Source organism: Bradyrhizobium sp. 18BD, assembly GCF_054185225.1.
This window is the reverse complement of the sequence record NZ_JAVAYL010000001.1, coordinates 42,207-66,708: the sequence shown is the minus strand read 5'-3', so window position 1 is coordinate 66,708 and position 24,502 is coordinate 42,207. Positions and strand designations below refer to the sequence as shown.

At 63.8% G+C, this 24,502-nt stretch carries 21 protein-coding genes and 1 tRNA gene; 16 read left to right on the top strand and 6 right to left on the bottom strand.

All coding sequences use genetic code 11. The features are described from left to right. Positions 1–68: 68 nt before the first annotated feature. The 14 genes from RAD16_RS00330 to RAD16_RS00265 all read left to right on the top strand — a co-directional run bounded on the left by RAD16_RS00330 (position 69) and on the right by RAD16_RS00265 (position 16,540). Positions 69–1,805, top strand: a complete 1,737-nt coding sequence (locus RAD16_RS00330) for a putative bifunctional diguanylate cyclase/phosphodiesterase (RefSeq protein ID WP_458155903.1) — start codon at positions 69–71, stop codon at positions 1,803–1,805. A 299-nt stretch (positions 1,806–2,104) separates the two neighbouring features. Beyond that, positions 2,105–3,547, top strand: a complete 1,443-nt coding sequence (locus RAD16_RS00325; protein ID WP_458155902.1) for a sigma-54 interaction domain-containing protein — start codon at positions 2,105–2,107, stop codon at positions 3,545–3,547. Positions 3,548–3,907: 360 nt separating this feature from the next. After that, the gene (locus tag RAD16_RS00320; protein WP_458155901.1) at positions 3,908–5,092 is read left to right on the top strand and encodes a substrate-binding domain-containing protein; all 1,185 of its coding nucleotides are present in this window, start codon (positions 3,908–3,910) and stop codon (positions 5,090–5,092) included. A gap of 168 nt (positions 5,093–5,260) precedes the next feature. Beyond that, positions 5,261–6,025, top strand: a complete 765-nt coding sequence (locus RAD16_RS00315) for an ABC transporter ATP-binding protein (RefSeq protein WP_458155900.1) — start codon at positions 5,261–5,263, stop codon at positions 6,023–6,025. After that, entirely contained in the window at positions 6,022–6,744 is a 723-nt protein-coding gene (locus RAD16_RS00310; protein WP_458155899.1) for an ABC transporter ATP-binding protein, read from the top strand. Before RAD16_RS00315 ends, RAD16_RS00310 begins: the two co-directional genes overlap by 4 nt. After that, on the top strand, positions 6,741–7,751 hold the full coding sequence (locus tag RAD16_RS00305) for a branched-chain amino acid ABC transporter permease (protein WP_458155898.1): 1,011 nt from the start codon (positions 6,741–6,743) through the stop codon (positions 7,749–7,751). The genes RAD16_RS00310 and RAD16_RS00305 overlap by 4 nt, the downstream gene beginning before the upstream one ends. Beyond that, a complete protein-coding gene (locus tag RAD16_RS00300) occupies positions 7,748–8,833 on the top strand; it encodes a branched-chain amino acid ABC transporter permease (protein ID WP_458155897.1) in 1,086 nt (361 codons plus the stop codon). The genes RAD16_RS00305 and RAD16_RS00300 overlap by 4 nt, the downstream gene beginning before the upstream one ends. Before the next feature lie 174 nt (positions 8,834–9,007). Next, positions 9,008–12,118 (top strand): EAL domain-containing protein, encoded by a 3,111-nt coding sequence (locus tag RAD16_RS00295; protein WP_458155896.1) that lies wholly within the window; start codon positions 9,008–9,010, stop codon positions 12,116–12,118. Position 12,119: 1 nt separating this feature from the next. Further along, positions 12,120–13,181 (top strand): sensor domain-containing diguanylate cyclase, encoded by a 1,062-nt coding sequence (locus RAD16_RS00290; protein WP_458155895.1) that lies wholly within the window; start codon positions 12,120–12,122, stop codon positions 13,179–13,181. Positions 13,182–13,229: 48 nt separating this feature from the next. Then, the gene (locus RAD16_RS00285) at positions 13,230–13,439 is read left to right on the top strand and encodes a hypothetical protein (RefSeq protein WP_458155894.1); all 210 of its coding nucleotides are present in this window, start codon (positions 13,230–13,232) and stop codon (positions 13,437–13,439) included. A 98-nt stretch (positions 13,440–13,537) separates the two neighbouring features. After that, the gene (locus tag RAD16_RS00280) at positions 13,538–14,701 is read left to right on the top strand and encodes an MBL fold metallo-hydrolase (protein ID WP_458156412.1); all 1,164 of its coding nucleotides are present in this window, start codon (positions 13,538–13,540) and stop codon (positions 14,699–14,701) included. 1 nt (position 14,702) lies between these two features. Then, positions 14,703–15,614 (top strand): hypothetical protein, encoded by a 912-nt coding sequence (locus RAD16_RS00275; RefSeq protein ID WP_458155893.1) that lies wholly within the window; start codon positions 14,703–14,705, stop codon positions 15,612–15,614. A gap of 25 nt (positions 15,615–15,639) precedes the next feature. Further along, the gene (locus RAD16_RS00270) at positions 15,640–16,359 is read left to right on the top strand and encodes a metallophosphoesterase family protein (protein WP_458155892.1); all 720 of its coding nucleotides are present in this window, start codon (positions 15,640–15,642) and stop codon (positions 16,357–16,359) included. 104 nt (positions 16,360–16,463) lie between these two features. Next, positions 16,464–16,540: transfer RNA gene (locus RAD16_RS00265), tRNA-Arg, on the top strand. A 101-nt stretch (positions 16,541–16,641) separates the two neighbouring features. Here RAD16_RS00265 and RAD16_RS00260 read toward each other — a convergent pair. Beyond that, entirely contained in the window at positions 16,642–17,592 is a 951-nt protein-coding gene (locus tag RAD16_RS00260; protein WP_458155891.1) for a LysR family transcriptional regulator, read from the bottom strand. Positions 17,593–17,723: 131 nt separating this feature from the next. On the opposite strand from RAD16_RS00260, the gene RAD16_RS00255 reads away from it, so the two are divergent. Continuing rightward, complete coding sequence (locus RAD16_RS00255; protein ID WP_458155890.1) at positions 17,724–18,482, top strand: molybdate ABC transporter substrate-binding protein; 759 nt, start codon at positions 17,724–17,726, stop codon at positions 18,480–18,482. Between the two features lie 388 nt (positions 18,483–18,870). On the opposite strand, the gene RAD16_RS00250 is transcribed toward RAD16_RS00255, so the two are convergent. Next, entirely contained in the window at positions 18,871–19,608 is a 738-nt protein-coding gene (locus RAD16_RS00250; RefSeq protein ID WP_458155889.1) for a spermidine synthase, read from the bottom strand. 271 nt (positions 19,609–19,879) lie between these two features. Here RAD16_RS00250 and RAD16_RS00245 point away from each other — a divergent pair, with 271 nt between their 5' ends. Further along, positions 19,880–20,203, top strand: a complete 324-nt coding sequence (locus tag RAD16_RS00245; protein WP_458155888.1) for a helix-turn-helix domain-containing protein — start codon at positions 19,880–19,882, stop codon at positions 20,201–20,203. 112 nt (positions 20,204–20,315) lie between these two features. On the opposite strand, the gene RAD16_RS00240 is transcribed toward RAD16_RS00245, so the two are convergent. From RAD16_RS00240 to RAD16_RS00225, 4 genes are read right to left on the bottom strand one after another with little or no spacing between them, the layout of a single operon-like run. Continuing rightward, on the bottom strand, positions 20,316–20,849 hold the full coding sequence (locus RAD16_RS00240; protein WP_458155887.1) for an NADH-quinone oxidoreductase subunit B family protein: 534 nt from the start codon (positions 20,847–20,849) through the stop codon (positions 20,316–20,318). Between the two features lie 12 nt (positions 20,850–20,861). Then, entirely contained in the window at positions 20,862–22,373 is a 1,512-nt protein-coding gene (locus RAD16_RS00235; RefSeq protein WP_458155886.1) for a hydrogenase large subunit, read from the bottom strand. Between the two features lie 18 nt (positions 22,374–22,391). Then, positions 22,392–23,843, bottom strand: coding sequence for a hydrogenase 4 subunit F (locus RAD16_RS00230; protein ID WP_458155885.1), 1,452 nt, complete (start codon positions 23,841–23,843; stop codon positions 22,392–22,394). Then, complete coding sequence (locus RAD16_RS00225) at positions 23,840–24,502, bottom strand: hydrogenase-4 component E (RefSeq protein WP_458156411.1); 663 nt, start codon at positions 24,500–24,502, stop codon at positions 23,840–23,842. Before RAD16_RS00225 ends, RAD16_RS00230 begins: the two co-directional genes overlap by 4 nt.

Genomic DNA, 24,502 nt, shown 5'->3' with positions numbered 1-24,502 from the left:
TAAGAGGGAGCTGCGCATGATCGCGTGCATTGCAAAGGCGCGCTGAACCAACAAGATTCATGACTTCTATGAACGACAACAGATATTCCGGCGCGAGTGAAGCCGAACTCGGATTCCTCAAGGAAATCGTTAGAATGCTGCCGGCCGGCCTCACCGTGCAGGACGCGCAGGGACAGCTTCTGCTGGTTAACGATGTCGCGGCGGCCCAACTCGGCATGGACGGCAGCCGTCCCTCGCCGGATTTGACGCCGCGCCAGGAAGCCGGCCTGCGGGCATTAAGGTCCGGTCAGGCCGTCATCGCCGAGGAAGCGCTCCACGAGGGAGCTGCGCGCCAGGTGCTGCTGACGACCCATCGCCCGGTTCGCCTTGCCGGACGCGAGCTGCTGATCTCGGCCTCCTCCGACATCACCGAGCAGAAGAATTTCGAGGACCAGCTGTTCCGCTCGGCCTATTTCGACGAGCTGACCGGCCTGCCCTCGCGGCGCGTGATCGAGCATCGCGCCAACAGCCTGCTTGCGAAGGATCGCAGCTGCGAGCGTTTCGCGCTCGCCTTCCTCGACGTCGACAATTTCAAGCACATCAACGACTATTACGGCCACGCCGTCGGCGACGCGCTCCTGGTCGAGCTGTCGAAGCGGCTCGGGCGTGACTTGCGCGATTCCGACATGCTGTCGCGCATCTCCGGCGACGAATTCCTGCTGCTGCTCTCGCCGATCCAGAGCCAGGAGGAAGTCGCCGAATTCATGCAGTCGGCGCTGGAGCGGCTGACCGCGCCGTTCTTCATCGACAGTTCGGAGCTGTTCGCCTCCACCTCGGTCGGCATCAGCCTCTATCCCGATCACGGCCGCAGCTTCGAGACGCTGCGCCAAAACGCCGACATCGCGATGTACCGCATCAAGAATGACGGCAAGGGAATGGCGGCGTTCTTCGACGCCAGCATGGAGCGCGAGGCGCAGGCACGGACCAAGATCGAACAGTCGCTGCGGCTCGCGATCCTGGAAAAGCGCTTCTGCTGTGCGTTCCAGTCCAAGGTCGACATCCGCACCCAGGCCGTGAAGGGCATCGAGGCATTGGTGCGCCTGCGCGACGACGAAGGCGTGATCCAGGCGCCGGGATCGTTCATCAATCTCGCCAGCGAGCTCGGACTGATCGATGAGTTGACCCATCTCGTGCTCGCCGAGATCGTCAAGTCGATCGACCTGATCAACGACACGTTTGGTGCGGAAGCGACCATCAGCATCAACGTCGCCGCCAAGCAGGCCGGCAATCCCGAATTCATGCGCAATTTCGCGCAGGCGCTCGACGACACCGGCTTTCCGCAACGCTTCATGATCGAGGTGACGGAAGACGCCTTCGTCGCCAAGAATCATTTCCAGGTCGAGATCCTGCCGATGTTCCGCAAGCTCGGCGTCGGCATCTCGATCGACGATTTCGGCACCGGCTATTCCTCGCTCTCGGCGCTCGCCGACATCACCGCCGACGAGATCAAGATCGACCGCTCCTTCATCACCGACATCCATAAGCGCCCGCGCAGCCAGGGCATCTTGCGCGCGATCGAATCCCTGAGTGAGGCGCTCGGCATGACCGTGATCGCCGAGGGCATCGAATCCTACGAGGAGCTGGCCTATTTGCAGGCCGCGACCAAGATCCGCTACGCGCAGGGCTATTACTTCTCCCGGCCGGTCTTCCTGGAGGAACTGAAGCTCGCCACCCCCGCTTCCAGCGAGTCCCGCGCCAGCGTCGCCAACCGCCCCCTGCAGCAGAACCGCCAGGGCTATTCCCGGGCGAGCGGGTATCGGCGGTAAGACTCCTTCCTTGGTCACGCGACGAGCTGACCGTTCCGTCATCCCTGCGCAGCGGCGAAGCCGCTGTCGCTGGAGGTGCGAGTGGCGCGATGCAGAAGCATCGCGCCGGGAGCCTCGAAGGATGAACAGCCGAACTGCCAGCCGGGCCCGTCGCCCTTCGAGGCCTCCGCTACGCTCCGGCACCTCAGGGTGACGGGAGGTAGATCGCGAGTGGCCGGCGTTAACCGCGCCGCGTCGATTCCCCTTTGAAATCGCTACACTTTTGGTAAGAAACAGGCGGACCTCCGCCGGGGTATGTCATGTCCGCCTCTTCCCTAGACGTCAGCGATCCCGCCTATGTCCGCGCGCGGGCGATGGTGACGCTGTTCGAGCGGCTGGAGCAGCTGTGCGAGGGCGCGATCGCGATCGATCGCGGCGGACGGGTCATCTACGTCAACGAGAAATATCTGGCCTCGCTCGGCCTCAAGCACATCAGCGAGGCGTTGGGCCGGCCGATCGAGGAGATCATCCCGAACAGCCTGATGCGGAACGTTGCCGAGAGTGGTGAGCCGATCCTGCTGGACATCATGGAGCTCGGCGGCGAGCAGCTCGTGGTGACGCGGATGCCGATCGAGGACGAGGAGCGCAACGTCATCGGCGCGATCGGCTTCGTGCTCTATGACCACATCGAGAGCCTCAAGCCGCTGCTGGCGCGCGTCACCCGGCTCGAAAGCGATCTGCGGCTGGCGCGGCGGCAATTGTCGAACGCCCGCGCGGCGCGATTCACGTTCGCCGATTTCGTCGGCACGACGCCGGGAATCGCACAGGCGAAGGAGCTTGCCAAGCGCGCGGCACGGCAGAGCGTGACCGTGCTGCTGACCGGCGAGACCGGCACCGGCAAGGAGCTCCTGGCGCAGGCGATCCACAACGCCTCCTCGCGCGCGGAAAAGCCGTTCGTCAGCGTCAACGCCGCGGCGATTCCGGAGACGCTGATCGAGTCCGAGTTCTTCGGCACTGCGCCGGGCGCCTATACCGGCGCCGACCGCCGGGGACGCGAGGGCAAATTCCGGCTCGCCGACGGCGGCACACTGTTCCTCGACGAGATCGGCGAGATGCCGCTGCAACTGCAGGCAAAGCTCTTGCGCGTGCTGCAGGAGCGCGAGATCGAGCCGCTCGGCTCGGACAAGATCACCAGGGTCGATGTGCGCGTCATCGCCGCGACCAATGTTGACTTGCGCAAGCGCGTCAGCGACGGCGCCTTCCGCGCCGATCTCTATTACCGCCTCAACGTGCTCTCGATCGACCTGCCGCCCCTGCGCAAATGCCTCGACGATCTCCCCGACATCTGCGCGCGGCTGATCGAGGACATCAGCGCCTCCGGCGATTTCGTCAATGCGAAGATCACGCCGAGCGGCCTTGCAGCCCTCGCGCGCTACGACTGGCCCGGCAACGTCCGCGAGCTGCGCAACATCCTGGAGCGCGCCCTGATCCTGAGCGATTCCGGACGCCTGACCGGTGACGATTTCATGCACATCCTCCCCGTCGGTGCAGACGCGCACCCCGCCCCCGTACAGCAGATGACCGGCTCGGTTGTCCCTTACGCCGAAGCCGAGGCGGAGTTCGAGAAGCAGACGCTCGAACATGCGCTCGCCGCCAGCAACGGCCAGATCACGGAAGCCGCGCGCATGCTGCGCATCTCGCGGGCGACCTTCTATAAGAAGCTCGCCAAGTTCGGCCTCGCGTCGGGATCGCCGCCTGTCTGAGTTTCGAGACGGGATGTGTCTGAAGTCTCGAATTCCTGACACCAAGGCTCCGCCTCTCGCCTGCGGCATTGTCAGCGTTTCTGCCGCATTTTCAGCCATCCCCGCGCAAAGCTCCGCATCTGGCGCAGGGCTTGCTCTGGGCGGGCCCAGAGGAAATGCATGGGCTGATGCAAGACGTATCATTGCAAGACCTGGCATCACGCGTCGTCGCGCGCGCAGCGCGCCGCAGTCACGGCACGCGCACGTCAACAGACTGTCACATGCAGCCTCATGCAAGCTCCGCCGGAAGGTGGAATTGCAATGTCTGCACACTTGTGCAAATCGCTGTGATCAAGGCAATTCATTTTGGGAGGAACCACCGTGCGTCGATCGCTCATTCTTACAGCGGCCATTATCAGCCTGGCGGCGAGCAGCTCCGCGCGAGCCGACGACCTCAAGGTCGCGCTGATCTACGGCAAGACCGGCCCGCTCGAAGCCTACGCCAAGCAGACCGAGACCGGCCTGCAGATGGGTTTCGAATACGCCACCAAGGGCACGATGACGCTCGACGGCCGCAAGATCGTCGTCATCACCAAGGACGACCAGGGCAAGCCGGACCTCTCCAAGGCCGCGCTCGCGGAGGCCTATCAGGACGACAAGGCGGACATCGCGATCGGCACGACCTCGTCGGCCGCAGCCCTCGCCATTCTCCCGGTCGCCGAGGAGAACAAGAAGATTTTGATCGTCGAGCCCGCCGTCGCGGACCAGATTACCGGCGAGAAGTGGAATCGCTACATCTTCCGCACCGCGCGCAATTCGTCGCAGGACGCGATCTCGAACGCGGTCGCGATCGGCAAGCAGGGCGTCACGGTTGCAACGCTGGCGCAGGACTACGCCTTCGGCCGCGACGGCGTCGCCGCCTTCAAGGAGGCGCTGGCCAAGACCGGTGCGACGCTCGCCGCGGAAGAATATGCTCCGACCTCGACCACCGACTTCACCGCGGTCGGCCAGCGCCTGTTCGACGCGCTGAAGGACAAGCCGGGCCGCAAGGTCATCTGGGTGATCTGGGCCGGCGCCGGCAATCCGCTGGCCAAGCTCCAGGACATGGATCCGAAGCGCTACGGCATCGAGCTCTCGACCGGCGGCAACATCCTGCCGGCGCTCGCGGCCTATAAGGGCCTGCCGGGCATGGAAGGCGCGACCTATTACTACTACGACATCCCGAAGAACCCGGTGAACGACTGGTTCGTCGCCGAGCATCAGAAGCGATTCAAAGCGCCGCCGGACTTCTTCACCGCCGGCGGTTTCGCCGCCGCGATGTCCGTCGTCGCCGCCGTCACCAAGGCGAAGTCGACCGACACCGAGAAGCTGATCACGGCGATGGAAGGCCTGGAGTTCGACACGCCGAAGGGCAAGATGGTGTTCCGCAAGGAGGACCATCAGGCGCTGCAGAGCATGTATCACTTCAAGGTCAAGGTCGATCCGAACGTCGCCTGGGCCGTGCTCGAGCCGGTGCGCGAGCTGAAGATCGAGGACATGGACGTTCCGGTCAAGAACAAGCGCTGAGCTGTCTTGCTTCACCTCCCCCGCTTGCGGGGGAGGCCGGGAGAGGGCTTTATCCTCTTGGGGAGTCTTCGTCGTGGAAGCACCCTCTCCCCTGCCCTCCCCCGCAAGCGGGGGAGGGAGCGCAGCGTGATCGTGGATACGTCTCAACCCTCATTCACCAGACTTTCAATGCCGCTCACCCTCGAGACCCGCGACCTCACCATCCGCTTCGGCGGTCATGTTGCAGTCAACAACGTCACCTGCAGCTTCCGCCCCGGCGAGCTCACCGCCATTGTCGGGCCGAACGGCGCCGGCAAGACCACTTATTTCAATTTGATCTCGGGCCAGCTCCGCGCCTCCAGCGGCAGCATCCTGTTCGACGGCACCGACATCACCCAGCATTCGGCGCCGCTGCGGACCCGTGCGGGCCTCGGACGCGCATTCCAGCTGACGAATCTCTTCCCGAACCTGACGGTCGAAGAGAACGTGCGCCTGGCGGTGCAGGCCGCCGATGGCACGCATTACGACCTGCTGCGGCCCTGGATGGTCCGCCGCGATTTGATCGCGCGCGCAGATGCCATCCTCGACCAGGTCGCGCTCGGCAATCGCCGTGGCGTCGCCGCGACCGCGCTGTCGCATGGCGACCAGCGCAAGCTCGAAGTGGCGCTGATGATCGCGCTGGAGCCTGATGTCTTCATGTTCGACGAGCCGACCGCTGGCATGAGCATCGACGAGGTGCCTGTCGTGCTGAACCTGATCGCACAGCTCAAGCAGGACAAGAGCAAGATCATCCTCCTTGTCGAGCACAAGATGGATGTGGTGCGCTCGCTCGCCGACCGCATCATCGTGCTGCACAACGGCCAGCTCGTCGCCGACGGCCCGCCGGCCGAGGTGATCGCCTCGCCGATCGTGCAGGAGGCCTATCTCGGCGTCGCACCGAAGAGTGCCGCATGACCGACCTTCTCAAACTCTCCGGCGTGCACACCCATATCGGGCGCTATCACATCCTCCAGGGCATCGACCTCGCGGTCCCGCAGGGACAGGTCACGATGCTGCTCGGCCGCAACGGCGCCGGCAAGACCACGACGCTGCGCACCATCATGGGCCTGTGGCAGGCCTCGTCAGGCGAAATCACACTTGGCGGCGAGCGCATCGAGAGCCGCGCCACGCCGGATATCGCCCGGCTCGGCGTCGGCTACGTGCCGGAGAGCATGGCGGTGTTCTCCGACCTCACGGTGAAGGAGAATCTCGTCCTCGCCGCGCGCGACGCGCCGATGGACGACAAGCAACTGGAATGGATCTTTGGCTTCTTCCCGGCGCTGCGCCGGTTCTGGCTGTCGCGCGCCGGAAGCCTCTCCGGCGGCCAGAAGCAGATGCTGTCGATCGCCCGCGCCATCATCGAGCCGCGCAAGCTGCTGCTGATCGACGAGCCCACCAAGGGCCTCGCGCCCGCCATCGTCATGGCGCTGATCGAGTGCCTGAAGGAGATCAAGCGCAAGGGCGCGACGATTCTTCTCGTCGAGCAGAACTTCTTTGCCGCCCGCGAGCTCGGCGACAGCGTGCTGGTGATGGACAACGGCACCATCGTCCATCGCGGCGAGATGGCGGCGCTCGCCGCCGACGTGCCGCTGCAGGAGCGGCTGCTCGGCCTGAGCCTGGAGGCGCATCAGTGACTGAAATCGCCGCAACCGATCCGCTGCCGAAGCCGAAGCGCGACATCGCGCCGATCCTGCTGCCGATCGCGCTCGCGCTTCTCGTGATCCCGCTGGTCGGTTCGCCCAGCACCTGGCTGACCTTGACCGCGGCGAGCCTCGCCATGGGCATGATGATCTTCATCATGGCCTCCGGGCTCACGCTGGTGTTCGGCCTGATGGACGTGCTCAATTTCGGCCACGGCGCCTTCATCGCCGTCGGCGCCTACGTCGCAACCCTGGTGCTGGCGCCGTTCGCGGCGTCCATCCAGGCCGACTCGCTCTGGGTGAACCTCGCGGTGCTGGCGCCGGCCGCGCTGCTGTCGATGGCCGTCTCCGGCGCGCTCGGCCTGATCGTCGAGCGCGTGCTGATCCTCCCCGTTTATGGCCAACACCTGAAGCAGATCCTGATGACCACCGGCGGTCTGATCGTCGCCGAGCAGACGCTCTATGCGCTGTGGGGACCGCAGATCATCCCGATGCCGCTGCCGGCCTCGCTGCGCGGCTCCTTCATCCTCGGTGACGTCGCGATCGCAAAGTACCGCGTGCTCGCGATGCTGATCGGCCTTGCCGTCTTCATCGCGATCCAGCTCGTGCTCAACCGCACCAAACTCGGCCTTCTGATCCGCGCCGGCGTCGAGAACCGCGAGATGGTCGAGGCGCTCGGCTATCGCATCCGCCGCCTGTTCCTCGGCGTGTTCATGACCGGATCGGCGCTGGCCGGCCTCGGCGGCGTGATGTGGGCGCTCTATCGCGAGCAGGTCCATGCCTCCATGAGCGATGAGCTCACCGTGCTGATCTTCGTCGTCGTCATCATCGGCGGGCTCGGGTCGATCGGCGGCTGCTTCATCGGCGCGATTTTGGTGGCGATGGTCGCAAATTACGGCGGCTTCCTGGTGCCGAAACTCGCGCTCGTTTCCAACATCCTGCTGATGGTCGCCATTCTGATGTGGCGGCCGCGCGGCCTCTATGCGGTGACCAGCCGATGATGATCCTCTCGGGCGATCCGCCGCGCAGCCGCGTGCTCACGCTCCTCCTCGTCGTCATCATCCTGGCGCTGGCGGCAACGCCGTTCCTGTTCCCGGGCGCCAAGGCGCTGAACGTCGCCGCCAAGATCTGCGTGTTCGCCGCGCTGGTGGCGTCCTACGACCTCCTGCTCGGCTACACCGGCTCGGTGTCCTTCGCCCACACCATGTTCTACGGCATCGGCAGCTACGCGATCGCGATCGCGCTGTACGGGATGGGGCCGAACTGGGCCGCGGTCGCAACCGGCATCGTGGTCGGCCTGCCGCTCGCGGCGCTGCTCGCGCTCGCGATCGGGCTGTTCTCGTTGCGCGTCGCCGCGATCTTCTTTGCCATGATCACGCTCGCGGTCGCCTCCGCCTTCCAGGTGCTGGCCTCGCAACTCTCCTGGCTGACCGGCGGTGAAGACGGCCGCAGCTTCCAGCTGCCCGAACTGCTGCGCCCCGGCACGGTGCTGATCTCCAAAAGCGTATTCGGCTTCGAGGTCAACGGCCGTATCCTGGCCTTCTACCTGGTGTTCGCGATCTCGGCGCTGATGATCCTCGCACTGCTGCGCGTGGTGAATTCGCCGTTCGGGCGCGTGCTGCAGGCGATCCGCGAGAACCGCTTTCGCGCCGAGGCGCTCGGCTTCCGCACCGTGTTCCATCTCACCTATGCCAACTGCCTCGCCGCCCTCGTTGCCGCCAGTGCCGGCATTTTGAACGCGCTGTGGCTGCGCTATGCCGGCCCCGACACCTCGCTCAGCTTCTCGATCATGCTGGACATCCTGCTGATGGTGGTGATCGGCGGCATGGGCACGATCTACGGTGCGATCATCGGCGCCACCATCTTCATCCTCGCCCAGAACTATCTGCAGTCGCTGATGGGCGTCGCCTCCAAGGCGGCGTCGGAAGCCGGCCTGCCGCTGCTGCCGGGCCTCTTGCATCCCGATCGCTGGCTGCTGTGGCTCGGCCTGCTGTTCATCGCCAGCGTCTATTTCTTCCCGACCGGCGTGGTCGGACGGCTGCGCAGCGGCGGCGGCGACAAGAGCGCGGGCGCCTCGCATTAAGCACTGGTTCATGATGCAGCGCAGCGATTATCGCGCGCATCCGACAACCGCGGCGTGATTCCCGCGTCGCTACGCACCGGCCGGATCGCGCAACCGGATTAATGCTTAGGTAACTGGCTTTCCTAAGGTTTGCGCCATTTGTGCGGTGTATTTCTGTTCCTCCAGGGAGTGGGAATGCACCAGGTCTTTGCAGGGATCGCAGCCGGAATGTCCCTAGCGGCGAAAGGCGGCTGGGAGGCCGCGACGCGGCGCGGACCCGTGCTGTGGCTGACCCTGTGCGGCATCTTGCTGGTTGCCGGGATCTTTGCCGTGACCGCCATGGCCGTCGGCGAATTTCGCGAGCGCACCCTGTCCAATCGCGAGCGTGAGCTCGAAAACACCGTGCAACTGATTGCGCGGCATTTCGACCAGCAGTTCCAGGATTCCGACGTCGTCGCCGCCGATGTGATCGGCCAGATGAACCTGCCGGCGATCAGCTCGGCCGCGATGTTCCGCGAGCGCATGTCGGGACCGGCGGCCAACGAGATGCTGCGGGGCAAGATCAGCGCCGTATCCTATCTCGGCGACATCGTGATCTACGATGCCGATGGCGAGATCATCAACTGGTCGCGGTCCCAGCCGCTGCCCAAGATCAACGTCGCCACGCGCGCCTATTTCCAGACCTTCAAGTCAGACCCGATGGCCGAGCCGGTGCAGCTCGAATCCGTGCGCAGCTATCTGATCGACAAATGGACCACGATCGTGGCGCGGCGGCTGAGCCTGCCGGACGGCACCTTCGTCGGCGCGCTGGTCCGCCGGATCGATCCGGACAGCTACCAGAATTATTTCGCATCCGTGGCGCTCGCCGAGGGCACGGCGATCTCGCTGTTCGACCGCGACGGCAAGATGCTGGCGCGCTATCCGCATATCGAAGCCCTGGTCGGCAGGAGCTACAAGAACGCACCGCTGATGCAGAAGGTGCTCACTCGCGGCGGCCTGCAAACGCTTCGCGTCACGAGCCCCATCGACGGCGAGGAGCGGCTGGGCTCGGCCGCATCGCTAAACCATTTTCCGCTCGTCATCGTCGCAACCAGCACCATGAGCGCTGCGCTTGCAGACTGGCGGCAGCAGACCGGCTTCATGGTCACGACCGCCGCACTTTCGGCGACCGTGATCGCGTTGATCCTTTTTCTGATCATTCGCCAGATCAACCGGCAGAACCGCGAAGCCCAGGCGCGGATCGAGGCGGAGCGGCAGCGGCTCGACACCGCCTTGAACAACATGTCGCAGGGGCTGATCCTGTACGATGCCGCCGGCTACATCGTCACCTGCAATCGCCGCTACGCCGACATGTTCGGCCTGTCCCACGACGTCATCAAGCCGGGCTGCCACATCCTCCAGGCCATGCAGCATCGCAAGGAGCGTGATGCGTTCGGCGGCGACGTCGAGGCGTTCTGCGCCGATGTGATGCGGGTGGTGGCCGAAGGCACGGTCTCCACCAGGATCCATGAGCTGCCCAACGGCCGCGCCTTCCAGGTCATCAACACCCCGCTCGCGCAGGGCGGCTGGGTCGCGACGATCGAGGAGATCACCGAGCGGCGCAATCTGGAGCAGGAGCGCGACCGCAACTACATGTTCCTGCGCGAGATCATCGATCACATCCCCTCCCAGATCACGGTCAAGGACGCCGGCACGCGGCAATATCTGCTGGTCAACCGGACCGCCGAGGAGCAATTCGGCCAGTCCAGTGAAGCGATCGTCGGCAAGACCCCGTTCGACCTCTACCCGGCTGACGCGGCCAGGCTCGTCACCGAGGACGACAGCAAGGCGCTGCACGCCCCCGAGGGATTGTTCAAGGATGAGCATGCCTGGCAAAGCCAGACCAAGGGACCGCGCTATATCACTTCGACCCGGATCGGCATTCGCGACAAGTCCGGCGAGCCGCGCTATCTCATCAGTGTCGTCGAGGACGTCACCGAGCGCCGGAGCGCCCACGAGAAGATCGCGCATATGGCGCATTACGATGCGCTGACCGACCTGCCGAACCGCACGCTGTTCCGCGAGCAGATCGAACGCGAGCTGGAGAAGGCCGCCGGCGGCGAGCAATTCGCGCTGCTCTATATCGACGTCGACGAATTCAAGGGCATCAACGACTCGCTCGGCCATCACGTCGGCGACGAGCTGCTCAAGGCGATTGCGACCCGCCTTCGCGGCTGCCTCAAGAAGGGCGATTTGATCGCCCGGCTCGGCGGCGACGAATTCGCGGTAATCCAGACCGCGATCCAGTCCTCCGCCGACGTGCTGTCTTTCGTGACGCGGATCTACGAGGCGATCCGCCAGCCCTATCACTGTCTCGGTCACCAGCTCTCCACCGATGCGAGCATCGGCATCGCGCTGGCGCCGCAGGACGGCAGCGATCTCGACCAGCTCATCAAGAACGCCGACCTCGCGATGTACGGCGCCAAGGCCTCGGGACGCCGCACCCATCGCTTCTTCGAACCGGAGATGGATGCGAGCGCCAAGGCGCGCCTGAGCCTGGAGCAGGACCTCCGCCAGGCCCTGGTGAATGGCGGCTTCGAGATTCACTACCAGCCGCTGGTCGATCTGCGCACCAATGCAGTCTCGGGCTGCGAGGCGCTGCTGCGCTGGCGTCATCCCGAACGCGGCATGGTGTCGCCGGCGGAGTTCATTCCGATCGCCGAGGATACCGGCCTGATCAATGAACTCGGCGACTGGGTGCTGCGCACCGCCTGCAACGAGGCCGCGACCTGGCCGGCGCATGTGCGCGTCGCGGTCAACGTCTCGCCGGTCCAGCTCAAATGCGACACGCTGGCGCTGCGGATCGCCGGTGCGCTCGCCGCCTCCGGGCTCGACCCGCGCCGGCTCGAGCTCGAGATCACCGAGGCCGTACTGATCCGCGACGACGAGGCGGCGCTCTCGATCCTGCACCAGCTCCGCGCGATCGGCGTGCGCATCGCACTCGACGATTTCGGCACCGGCTATTCCTCGCTGAGCTATCTGAAGCGCTTCCCGTTCGACAAGATCAAGATCGACCGCTGCTTCGTCGCCGATATCGCCGAGACCAGCGGCGCGCCCGTCATCGTGCAGGCCGTGGTGAACATCGCCGCCGCCAGCAGCATGACCACGGTCGCCGAAGGCGTCGAGACCGAGGCCCAGCGCGAGATGCTGCGCGCGCTCGGCTGTACGGAGATGCAGGGCTATCTGTTCAGCAAGCCTAAGCCGGCGGCCGAGGTGCGCAAGTTGTTCGGTCCGGGAGACGCCACGCCCGTGGCGGCGGTGGCCTGAGATGGCGAAGCCAGTGAAGCCGTCAGCCAAGACGGTCGACGTCGCGGACTCCTATGCGGTGCGGCTGATGCAGCATCTGGTGGTGCCGACCTTCGTGATCGACCCCAAGCGTCGCGTCGTGATCTGGAATCGCGCGTGCGAACGCCTGACGGGCGTGGCGGCCTCCGAGGTGATCGGCACGACAAAACACTGGCAGGCCTTCTACGAGACCAGGCGCCCATGCCTTGCCGACCTGGTCGCGCGCGACCGCCCGGAGCAGTTGCCGGAATATTATTCGGAATATGCCGCGCGCGGCCATAACGGGCTCGGCTTTTCCGCGGAGAACTGGTGCGTGATGCCGAAGCTCGGCAACCAGCTCTATCTCGCCATCGACGCCGGCCCGATCCACGACGAGGCCGGCCATCTGATCGCCGTGGTCGAGACGCTGCGCGATCTCACCGACCAGAAGCGCGCCGAGATGGCGCTGAAGGAGCTCGCCACCAAGGACGGGCTGACCGGCCTGTCGAACCGCCGCTCCTTCGACCAGATGCTGCTGGCGGAATGGGCCCGCGCCCAGCGGACGCAGAAGCCGATGGCGCTGCTGTTCGTCGACGTCGATCATTTCAAGCTGTTCAACGACCGGCACGGCCACCAGACCGGCGACGAGTGCCTGCGCGCGGTCGCCGGCGTCGTCAGCCACCATGCCGTGCGCCCGCTCGACCTCGCCAGTCGCTATGGCGGCGAGGAGTTCGCGCTGATCCTGCCGGAGATGAATTGCGATGACGCCTGCGCCGTCGCCGAGGAGATCCGCACCGCCGTTATGGCCTTGCGGATCGCCCATGGCGCCGAGGGCGCCGGCCACCACGTCACGCTCAGCGTCGGCGTCGCCAGCCATATTCCCACTGAGGCCGACGGCAATCCCGACCGGCTGCTGGGTGCCGCCGACGAGGCCCTCTATGCGGCCAAGCGGCTCGGCCGCAACCGCGTCATCTGCGCCGAACGGGTGCTCGCGGAGTTCGCGCGCGCCGACCGCGGCCCGCCCGGGATTCCAGCCATCGCCAATCGCCGATCCAGCCGAGGCTGACATTCATCCCGCCGAAGGTTCTATTGCGTTCGGCCCCACCGACAGGCGATGTTGCGTCGGGACAACACGCACAATTTCTTCTCGAAAAGCCGCAATTTCTCGGGCGCTCATTTGAATATAGATAAGTCGTTGCCTGGAGTCGTATTCGCTTTGAAAATTCCCTGCCCATCCCGCATTGCCCTCCCCTCCGCCAAGAACGCCATCGCCTGGTCGCGGGTGACGGCCGACCCCGGCCCGGCCGCCAAGACCAACCGCTGATGACCGAAGCAGCGGGTTCGTTTCGCGGACGTGTCCACCGCGGAACGCAGCAGATCGGTGGCACCTGCATCGAGCTCGAGGCTGCGGGCGAGCGAATCCTGCTCGACCTCGGACTTCCGCTCGATGCCGACGGCGCATCCGACGATCTTCTCCCCTCGGTAGCCGGGCTTCGCGTCGAAGATCCGGCGCTGCGTGCGATCGTTCTGTCGCACGGGCACGGCGATCATTGGGGTCTGCTCCCCCTGTGCAGACCCGACGTCCCCCTCGCCCTGGGCGCTGCGACCGCGCGGATCATGCGCGCGGCGGCGCCTTTCGTGCCCAACGGCTTCGTGCCAAATGTTTCATTCGAGCTGGAAGATCGCCGGACCTTCCAGATCGGTCCGTTCAGCATCACGCCCTATCTCGTCGATCACTCGGCCTATGATGCCTATGCGCTGCTGATCGAGGCGGCCGGCCGGCGCCTGTTCTACAGCGGCGATATCCGTGCGCACGGTCGCAAGGGCGCTCTGTTCGAACGATTCGTCGGCCATCCGCCCCGCGGTATCGACACGATGCTGATGGAGGGATCGAGCCTCGGCCGTCTCGACGAGCACACGCAATTCCCGACCGAGGACGAGATCGAGGCGAGGCTGGCGGAGCGCTTCACGCAGCCGGGCTTCGTCATTCTCTCGGCGTCCGCGCAGAACATCGATCGCATCGTCAGCATCTATCGCGCCTGCAAACGCAGTGGCCGGACGCTGCTGCTGGACCTCTACGCGATGGAGATATTGCGGGCCACCGGCAACGAGCGTTTGCCGAACGTCGGCTGGCCCAATTTGTCGGTCTATGTGCCGGAATATCAGCGGCGGCAGATCGCGAGGAACAAGCGCTTCGACCTGCTGGAGCCGTACAAATCCGCGCGGATCTACCGCGAGCGCATCACCGAGATCGCCGATCGCACGGTGATGCTGTTTCGTCCGGCAATGGCCGACGATGTGAAGAGCGCAAATCTCTGGACAGGCACCCGAGCGATCTGGTCGCAATGGGACGGATATCTAAAGGATGGTCCCGGCGCCCGGCTGAAGGCGGATCTCGCGGCACGCGGCGTTCCCATCGAGATCATCCATACTTCGGGCCACGCCAGCATCCTGGATCTCAAGCGGCTCGCGAACGCAATACGGCCGGGCAGGCTGGTGCCCGTTCACACATTCGAAGGCGACAGTTTCTCCAAGTTTTTTGACAACGTCACGCGACGCAGCGATGGCGAATGGTGGGAGGTATGAGATGAGCTTCAAACGTGGCATCCGTGGCAACGAATTTCGCAAGGCACTCGAGACACTGGCGCAGCAGGATGGCTGGTGGAAAGACGTTCTCGCCGATCCGACGCTCGTCATCGGCATCAGGGATGAGTACTTGAACGTCTATTGGCAGGGGCAATCCATCTTCAAAGTGTCATTCGCGGGCGGGAAAGTGAAAGCCTCGACGCACGAGAAATATCTGCTGAACCCTGATTTGAAGGATCAGGTTTCACTCGTCGAGGGGAAGTTCGCCTTCGGCAACGCCGAGCCAAGAATGCTGACGCGCGACTACGAGGGCGCAAAGACCCTGGAGAAGCTCAAGAGGGCAGCATCGCTCTATTCCGGCCAGGAGAAGGAAGGCGTCCACGAGATCGCGACGGCCAATAACTCCGTCGTGGACGTCGAGATTGCGATCAACGCCTCCGGCATCCCCGACGTCGAGCGGAACCTTCCGCGCATGGACCTTGCGAACTTCGAAACGACGGCGAGAGGCGTCGATCTGGTGTTCTGGGAGGCCAAGACGTTCAGCAATCCCGAGCTGGAAAACGGCAAGATTGCTGGACAAATCAAAGACTATCGAACGGTGATCGACCTTCACAAAATGGAGATCCATGACAGCTATCGATGCGTTGCGGAGAATCTGGCCGACATGGCGAAATGGAGCGACGGGCGTCGCAGTGTGGCTGCTGCGACCCGGGCTGTTGCGGACGGGGCCAAGCTCAACGTGAGCAGTGCCAATGTCGGGTTGCTCGTCTATGATTTCACCGCGGATCAGCGCGACCGCGAGGACAAGAGCGGCAAGACGCTGAAACAACGAGTCATCGAATCGCTCGAGAAGGTCGGCGTGCCTCCGGAGCGGATCAAGTTCAAAGGCACGCCAAAGGGTCTCACCATCTAAGCTGGCACGCGGGAGAAACCTGGCTTTGCTGTTTCCCGAGCACGAATTGCTCACCTTCGCGATCGGCGACGTCCACGGCTGCTTTGACAAGCTGACGTCGCTGCTCGCCGCGTGCGACGAGATTCGCGGCGAGCGAAGCGCCCAGTTCGTCCTTGTCGGAGACTACATCGACAGGGGCCCCCAAAGCCGCGAGGTGATGGATTTTCTCGTCGGCGGCGAGGGGAAACAGCGCCAATCCTTCGTTTGCCTCCGGGGCAACCATGAGGAGATGCTGCTTCGCGCGGCCGATATGGAGCGCACCGACCGGGACCTCATGAATTGGTGGGGAAACGGCGGCGAGCAGACGCTCGACAGTTACGGGATCGACGATCCCGCCGATCTGCCGAGCGAGCATCTCGACTGGATACGCGCGCTTCCGCTGATGAAAGTCGAGCATGGACGAGTCTTCGTCCATGCCGGACTACGGCCGGACGTGCCGCTGGCGTCGCAGACCGAGCGAGACTTGCTCTGGATCCGGGAACCCTTCCTGTCGTCGGACCACGACCACGGGCTTTTCGTTGTCCATGGCCATACGCCGCTCCGGACCGGGACACCCGACCTGCGAGCCAACCGACTGAACCTGGATACCGGCGCCTGCTTTGGTGGCCCGCTCACCGCGGCCGTGTTCGCAACCTCGCGGGCAGGCCCGTTGATGTTCGTGAATGATTCCGGCGAGATCTCGGGGCCGGCCGCCCTACAGGACTGAAGAGCGAGGCATCAGACCAGGAATTGGGCGATACCGGGCGTCCGGGGCCAGGTAAAGCCGAGGTTGCCGACCCCGCGCCAATCGGTTAAATGAAGCCTCGACTAGCACCCGTAGCTCAGCTGGATAGAGCGTTGCCCTCCGAAGGCAAAGGTCACACGTTCGAATCGTGTCGGGTGCGCCAATTTCGATATGCGCTATCGACGCCAAAATTGGCCGATTCCTCTAATAGACCCGTCAAATTATCGTATTGAGTGCACTGTCACCCGTAATAAAGTGGGCTCGTCATGGTGCTCGTTCGTTGCGGGCAAGCGGCTTGGCAACGTCGCGAACGCAATCGGCGAACACCTGCGCCACCGGGCTCAGCATTCGGCCCTTCAGGGTGAAAATCCCCGTCGGCAGATGCCAGCGCGGCAATGCGACGGGCAACGCCTTGAGCAGATCGGCCCCGGGGCCGAAGCGCAGCGCCGAGCCAGGCACGAGAGTGAGATAGCGACCGCTGGCGAGCAGGCTGATGCGCAAGTGTAGCGAGTTGCTGAAGATCGTTGCTGTGGGGACCGGCAGCTTCGCGGCACGGAATGCTTCGACGAAAGGCGAGCCGGGTTCCGCTTCCAGCGTCGACAGGATCCACGGCGCGTCGACGAGTTCTGACAGCGTCAGCTTGCGGCGGCGTGACCAGGAACTTTGCGGGCCGGCGACCACGACCAGTGGCTCGCAGAACAGCGGTTGCATTTCGATGTCGGAGTCAGGCGTCTCCGTCAACAGTCGCGAGATCACGATTTCGCATCGACGCTCCCGGAGCAGATTGAACTGATGGAGCGCGGTGCCTTGCTCCAGCCTGACGCGCAGACGCGGAAGTCGTTTTGACAGTCGCTCGATCGCTGCCGGCACGAGCCCGGCGGCCCACACCTCAGTGCAGGCTATGCGCAGCTCGCCGGCCTGGGGATCGGTGAGAAACGCGATCTCCTCGACGCTTTGCCGAAGCTCGTCGAAAACCGCGGTGCCGCGCCTGAGCAACGCCGTGCCGAACAGCGTCGGCTCGATACCGCGCGCGGTGCGGTCGAGTAGCGCCACCCCAAGCACGTGTTCGAGATTGGTGATAGTGCACGAGATCACCGGCCGTGAAATCGCCAGGCGCTCGGCGGCTTTCGCCATGCTGCCCTCCTCGACCACGATCATGAAGACGTGGAGGTCGCGAGGCTTGAGAAGTCGCCCGACCCTATCCGCCCAGCGCATGCGTCGACGTACCTAAATGGCTACCAGCCTGTCGAATAATCGACCTTGTAGATACTCCTATTTTGGCGCTGATTCCAGCTCCGGGGGCCTAGACTCTCGGTCTGGACCCGCTCGAAACGCAGGAGGCGGTGATGGCAGGCATTCGCATCGCAGTCGTTGCAGCTCTGGTCGTGGCGATGAGCGCCGCCACCGGCGGTGCCGCCGAAGTCTCCGTTTTCAGCACTCCGACCATGAAGGGCGCACTTGGTGACCTTGCGCCAGCGTTTACACGCGCAACCGGCCATACGCTGGTGCTCACCTTTGAGGGCGTGCCGGTGCTCAAGCGGCAGATCGAAGCGGGCGAGATATTCGACGCCGCCATCCTATTGCCGGCAGCGGTCGATGATCTTACGAGGCTGGGAAAGATGGCCGTGGGCACGCGTGCTGACATCGCCCGCACGGCCGCCGGTGTGGCGATCCGCGCGGGCGCGCCCAAACCTCGGGTCGCCTCTATCCAGGACTTGAAGCGAACGCTGCTCGCGGCGAGAACAATCTCCTATTCGCGCGATAGCGCGAGCGGAAGCTATTTGCTTCATCTGCTCGATCGCCTCGGAATCAAGGGCGAGATCGAGCCGAAGCTTCTGGCCGTCGAAGGGCAGAGCCCGGTAGAGGCCGTCGCGCGTGGGGAAGCGGAGCTGACTGTGATCACCGTCCCGAACATCATCGGGGTCGAGGGCGTCGCCCTCGCAGGGTTGCTTCCGGACGAGCTGCAGAACTACACCACCTTCAGCATTGGCCTCAGCGCCAATGCCAAGCAGCCAACGGCCGCCGAGCAATTGATCGCATTCCTGCGCTCGCCGGCTGCCTCCGCTGCAATCCGGAGCAAAGGATTGGAGCCAATTGCCCCCTGAAGCTCGGCCCTCGGGGACGACGACATTTGTCGCTTGCCCGGGTCGGTGCCTTATTAGAGGGGCGAACCGTGCGTCCGTTGGTGGCCCATCACGTCGATCCAGGGATTGATCGAGAGGGCCGCAATCAAAGGGTAACCGGACGACCCTGCGAAATCGGGAGACGATCGCCTGCGAGGCGTAATGCGATCGTAGACCGTCGCAGATTGGCCGACTAGATCGCTTCACCGGCCGCGCCATCATAGCGCCACGGCGAAGCAATCGTGCCCATCTTCATCGGCCGTGGTGCGCCAGTTGCCTACAAAACCATGAACATTCACGTTGTCGATCTGTTTGCCCGCGCTGGAAGACACGATTCCAGCACCGGCGATCCAAACTTCTCTCTGTTCGTTTATGGGGATCGACGCAACGCGAGGTCGTGCTTGCGCAGGCGAGACCTCCGGACGACCCATTTTTCATCGGTCGATCTCAGGACGCGCATCAAAGCGGGGCGCATAGCCGGCACTTTCCCGGGGAGGCAGGCGATGATGGCGTTACGTTCTGCGACGCCGGGCTCATCGACGATCCACGAATTGAGCTCCGATCCGGAAAGTCCAGCCGCAATCCGGTCGGCGATCGAGTCGATGTCATGCGCGACCAAAGCATTCATCACCATGCACCCCCCGGGTGCCAACCGGGCCCGAATCGCATCACAGGTCCATTGGTCGAATTCGGTCGCGAAGGAAAATCCGGGACCGCCGACATCGATGGCGATTGCATCGAAAGTGCTACGACAATCGCGCACGTAGCTACGAAAGTCCGACGTGATGCAGGGAATGTCGTCAGGCAGCCCGAAAAACCTGCGCGCGATCACGAACGACAGGGGATTGACGTCGACGACGGTCGTGCGCTTGCCGAGCCGCGTCAGACGTGTTGCGAGATTCCCACCGCCGCAGCCGAGTATCAGGACGTCCTCAGCCTGCTCCAGAAACGCCTCCATGATCTTGACGTATGTGAAGACGCTCTCACCGCTCGGTGTGGCCTGACTCTGCCGCACGCCCTCCTCGAAATAGACGCGGGTACCGTCGCGCGAACACTCGACAACCTCAATCAGTCCGTTCTTGCCCTCAAACCTGCCGAGCAGCAGCATTTTGCCGAACCTCTAAAACGATATTTTGGATCAAAAAATACATGCTTCATGTATCTTTTGTTATGCTGATTATCGAAGGTTAGGCGCGCAGACGATCGTTGCCGTCCGGCACGATCGGTGACAACCCGTTGTCGCGCTTGATCCATCAGTCTCGTTCGCCGACGCAGCGAAATTGGCATCCCGTGATATGCTGCGCATAAAGTTTGATGCTTGAGGCACCGATTTAGATCGTATAAGTTGCTCGCAGCTCCAGGAGGATTGATCGCCCCCGATGATCACATCGAATCAACTTCGGGCCGCAAGGGCTCTCCTTAATATCGATCAGCGCGAAACGGCCGAACTCGCGGACCTCTCGGTTCCTACCATCCAGCGGATGGAGGGAAGCGAGGGCGTGATCCGTGGAAACGTGGATTCCCTCATGAAGCTCGTTGCAGCCCTGGAGGGCGCGGGCATCGAGCTTATTGGGCCAGGAGCAACGAGTACGGCGGGCGGTCGAGGGGTCCGGCTCAGAGAGCATGTCGGCAGTCCGAAGGTGATTCGTACCCGACAGCCGAAGGCGAGCGGGTCGCGCGCAGCGATGACAAAGGCACGATAGCCCGCGGAAAGTTCGGTCGATCGACGAAAACGCTGGCTACATTGGTGCTGGCTTCGGGCTTTGCCTGATTGCGGGCGCCGAAATGGCATGCCGGTGCGATCTGGGTGCCCCCTCAAGGGGACGCGGCTGTCGTGGCCGCCCGATCGAGGAGGGATAAAAGTCCCTGCAAGATCGCAGTGGGTGACGGCGGGCAGCCAGGAATATGAAGGTCGACGGGAACGACCTTCGAGACGCCGCCGACGACCGCGTAGCTTCCAGCGAAACACCCACCATCGCGGGCGCAATCGCCAACGACGACGACCCATTTTGGATCGGGCATCGCGAGGAAGGTACGCTCCAATGCGTCGCGCATATTTTTGGTGACAGGTCCCGTGACCATGAGCACGTCGGCGTGGCGCGGTGAAGCAACAAACCGGATGCCGAAGCGCTCGACGTCGTAGTAGGCGTTGTTGAGCGCATGAATCTCGAGCTCGCATCCATTGCAGGATCCCGCGTCGACTTCACGTATCGAGAGACTCCGGCCGAGCTGCCGTCGTGCGGCGCGATCGACGGCCGTGGCGAGTTCGGTCATCGCGGCATCGTCCGGCGAAGGCGCCTGCTCGGTGAACGGCCGGCGAAACAGGCTTTCAAAAAGCAGCTTTCGCATCTCGCATGGTCCCTAGAGATCGTGGCCTGAATAGGAGCAGTTGAACGACTTGTTACAGAGCGGAAAATCCGCGACGATGTTGTTCTCGATCACGGCCTCGAGCAGCGGCCATTGAAACCACGATGGGTCGCGCAGGTGGCATCGCTCGACCTGGCCATCCCGCAGGCGCAGCCAAACCAGAACGTCACCGCGGAATCCCTCGACAACAGCCATGCCTTCCCGCGGCTCCCGCCGATGCGCGGCATGCGTGCCCATCGGCCCTTCGGGAAGCCGGTTCAATATCTGGTCGATCAGCGACAGGGACTGCTCGACCTCACGTATCCGGATCCAGACGCGTGCGTTGACGTCGCCCTCATTGAGGACCGGCACCTCGAAGCGCAAGCTGTCATACGGCGGATAGGCAAGGGCTTTGCGGGCGTCGAAGGCGCGGCCCGACGCGCGGCCGACGTAGCCTCCGGCGGCATATTGCCTCGCCAGCGCGGGTTTGAGCACGCCGGTATCGACGGTGCGATCCTGCAGCGATGCGGTGTTGTCGTACAGTTCGACCAAGGCGGGAAAGCGCAGGCGGATATTGTCCAGCGTCGCCCGGATGGTCTCTGCTCCCTGATCGCTGATGTCGCGGGTCACGCCGCCGGGCACGATGATGTCCCGCATCAGCCGGTGGCCGAAGGCGTTGTGGGATGCGCGCAGCACGCTCTCGCGCAACACGCTGCAATGCGCGTGCATCAGCGCGAAGGAGGCGTCGTTGCAGATGGCGCCGATGTCGCCGAGATGGTTGGCGAGGCGCTCGAGTTCCGCGAGCAGGGCACGCAGAAACGCCGCGCGATCGGGCACGACGAGTTCCAGAGCCGCTTCGGCGGCCCGCGAGAACGCGTAAGCATAGGCGACGGTGCTGTCGCCCGACACGCGCCCTGCGAGCTGGACGGCCCGTTCGAGGCTGGCGCCGATCATCAGCCCCTCGATCCCCTTGTGGACATATCCAAGCCGCTGCTCCAGCCGCACCACAGTCTCGCCGCTGGCGATGAAGCGGAAATGTCCGGGCTCAATGATGCCCGCATGCACCGGACCGACCGCAATCTGGTGCAGGCCATCGCCTTCCGCCGCCAGGAAGGGATAGGGCGCAACTTTCGACAGCGCTTTGATGCGATCTCCCAATGGGAAACGTTCGCTCCAACGGTTGTGATCGAGCCACGCGCGGGTATCGGTCAGGCCTTCGGCTGACAATCCAAACAGATCGTGGATCGTGCGTTCCAGTCGCAGCGCCGGCGGGTGGTGCTTGCTGACCGAGGGATAGAGGCGGCCCGGGCAATCGAGGCTGACGATCGCGATCTCCGCCGTATCTCCGTCCATGATCGCCATGTGTACCGTTGAGGGTTCGCCCCAAAGGCCGAGCAGACTCCACCGTCCGTGCGCCAGCTCGCTCGCGGCAAATTCCCACACGTCGACATCGACCACGGCGCGCGGCCACGGGCCGTGTTGCTGGATCCTGGGTCCCTCCAGCATCAGATCGATCAGCGACGGCATATCCGCTTCTTCCCTAAACTATCCAAGCAGGCGAGCCACATGTTGGAACCAGGTGACGAGCGGCGCGGGAAGATAGATTCCCGCGCCCAGAACCAGCGAGAGATGCGCAAACATCGGTACATAAGAAGCCCCGGCCGACGCCGTACCGCCACGGGGCTCGCCGAATGCGACGCTTGTCAGGCGCAATGTCAATGCACCGAAGGCGAGCAACAGCCCGAAGACGAGCGCGACCGCGAGCAGCGGTTGCCGTGCGAAGGTCGAGCTCACGACGAGGAACTCGCTCATGAAAATTCCGAGAGGCGGAAGTCCGGCGATCGCGACGACACCCACGACGAGACCCCAGCCAAGCGCCGGATGGGTCACCGTCAGGCCTCGGATCCTGGCGATCCTCTGGGTGCCCTTGATCTGCGAGATATGGCCGACGGCGTAGAAGATCGCTGACTTGGTCAGGCTGTGCATCACCATATGCAGAAGCCCGGCAAAATTGGCGAGCGGGCCGCCCATTCCGAACGCAAAAACGATGATGCCCATGTGTTCGATCGAGGAATAGGCGAATAGGCGCTTGATGTCGCGCCGGCGGTACAGCATGAACGCTGCGAAGATGAGCGAGAGCAGGCCCATCGTCACCATCAGAGGGCCGGGAGCGATCGCTGCTGGATTGGCCGCCAGCAACATCTTGAAGCGGAGAAGCGCATAGAGCGCGACGTTCAGGAGCAGGCCCGACAGCACCGCCGATATCGGCGTGGGACCTTCGGCGTGGGCGTCGGGGAGCCAGGCATGCAGCGGCGCGAGGCCGACCTTTGTCCCGTACCCGAGAAACAGGAACACGAAGGCGGCATTGAGCAGAGGAGGATCGAAGCTCGACGCATGCTGAATCAGGAGCGTCCAGACCATGCCATCCTGGCCCTCGCCAACAACCGGCCGCGCCGCCATATAGACCAGGATCGTGCCGAACAAGGCGAAGGCAATTCCAACACTGCCCAAGATGAAGTATTTCCAGGCCGCTTCCAAAGCCGCGTGCGTGCGATAGATGCCGACCATCAGTACCGTCGTCAGGGTCGCGATTTCCAGCGCGACCCACATCAAGCCGATATTGTTCGACACGAAAGCGAGGTTCATGCCGAACATCATGGTCTGATACATGGCGTGGTAGAAACGCAGGTAGACCGGGGTCAACCGGCCGGTTTCGAGTTCGTGCGCAATATAGCTCGCACTGAAGATGCTGGTCGTGAAACCCACGAAGGTACTGAGCACGATGAAGACGATGTTCAGATCGTCGATCAGCACGTACGGCCCGGGCTGCGGACGCTCGATCACGAACAGCGAGAGCGCCGAAAGAAATGTCGTCAGGCTCGCAACGACATTTAGCCGCGCCGTCAGCCGGTAGCCGGGCATGGCGGCCAGCAACGCCGCCGAACAGATCGGAATCAGCAGAACGGCCGTCACCGGATCGAAGGAAGGCACGCTCATCGCCGCTCGCCCCGGAAGTCGTCGAGCGCGGACACGTCCACGGAATCGAAGCGCTCGCGGATTCGAAACAGGAAGATGCCGATGACGATGAAGGCGATCAGGATCGAGAAGGCCACACTGATCTCGACGACGAGCGGCATGCCCTTGGCGCCGGTGGCCGCCAGCACCAGTCCGTTCTCCAGCGACATGAATCCCACGACCTGACTGACGGCGTTGCGACGCGTCACCATAACCAGAAGCCCAAGCAGCACGACCGACAAGGCGAAGGCGAGATCCTCACGCGCCAGCGGATCGGCCTCGGCGGTCACCCGCAGCATCAAGACCATGGAGAGGGCGACCAGCCCCATCCCGGCCAGCATGGTCGGGCCGATACCGACAGCCGACTCGATATCGCGATGAATTCCGAGCTGCTTGACGATGCGGTGGAGCGCGACCGGAATGACGATCGCCTTGAAGACAAGGGCGATTGCCGCGGTGACGTAGAGATGAGGCGCGTGCTGGACGAAGGCCTGCCAGGCGACCGAGAGCGCGAGCACAAGCGCATGGAGTGCAAAGACGTTAAGCAGCGAATAAAGTCGATCCTGGTAAAGCATCATGAAGCTGATCAGGACCAATCCGCCGGCGAGCGTATGTGAGATGTCGAAGGAGAGGCTTTGCAT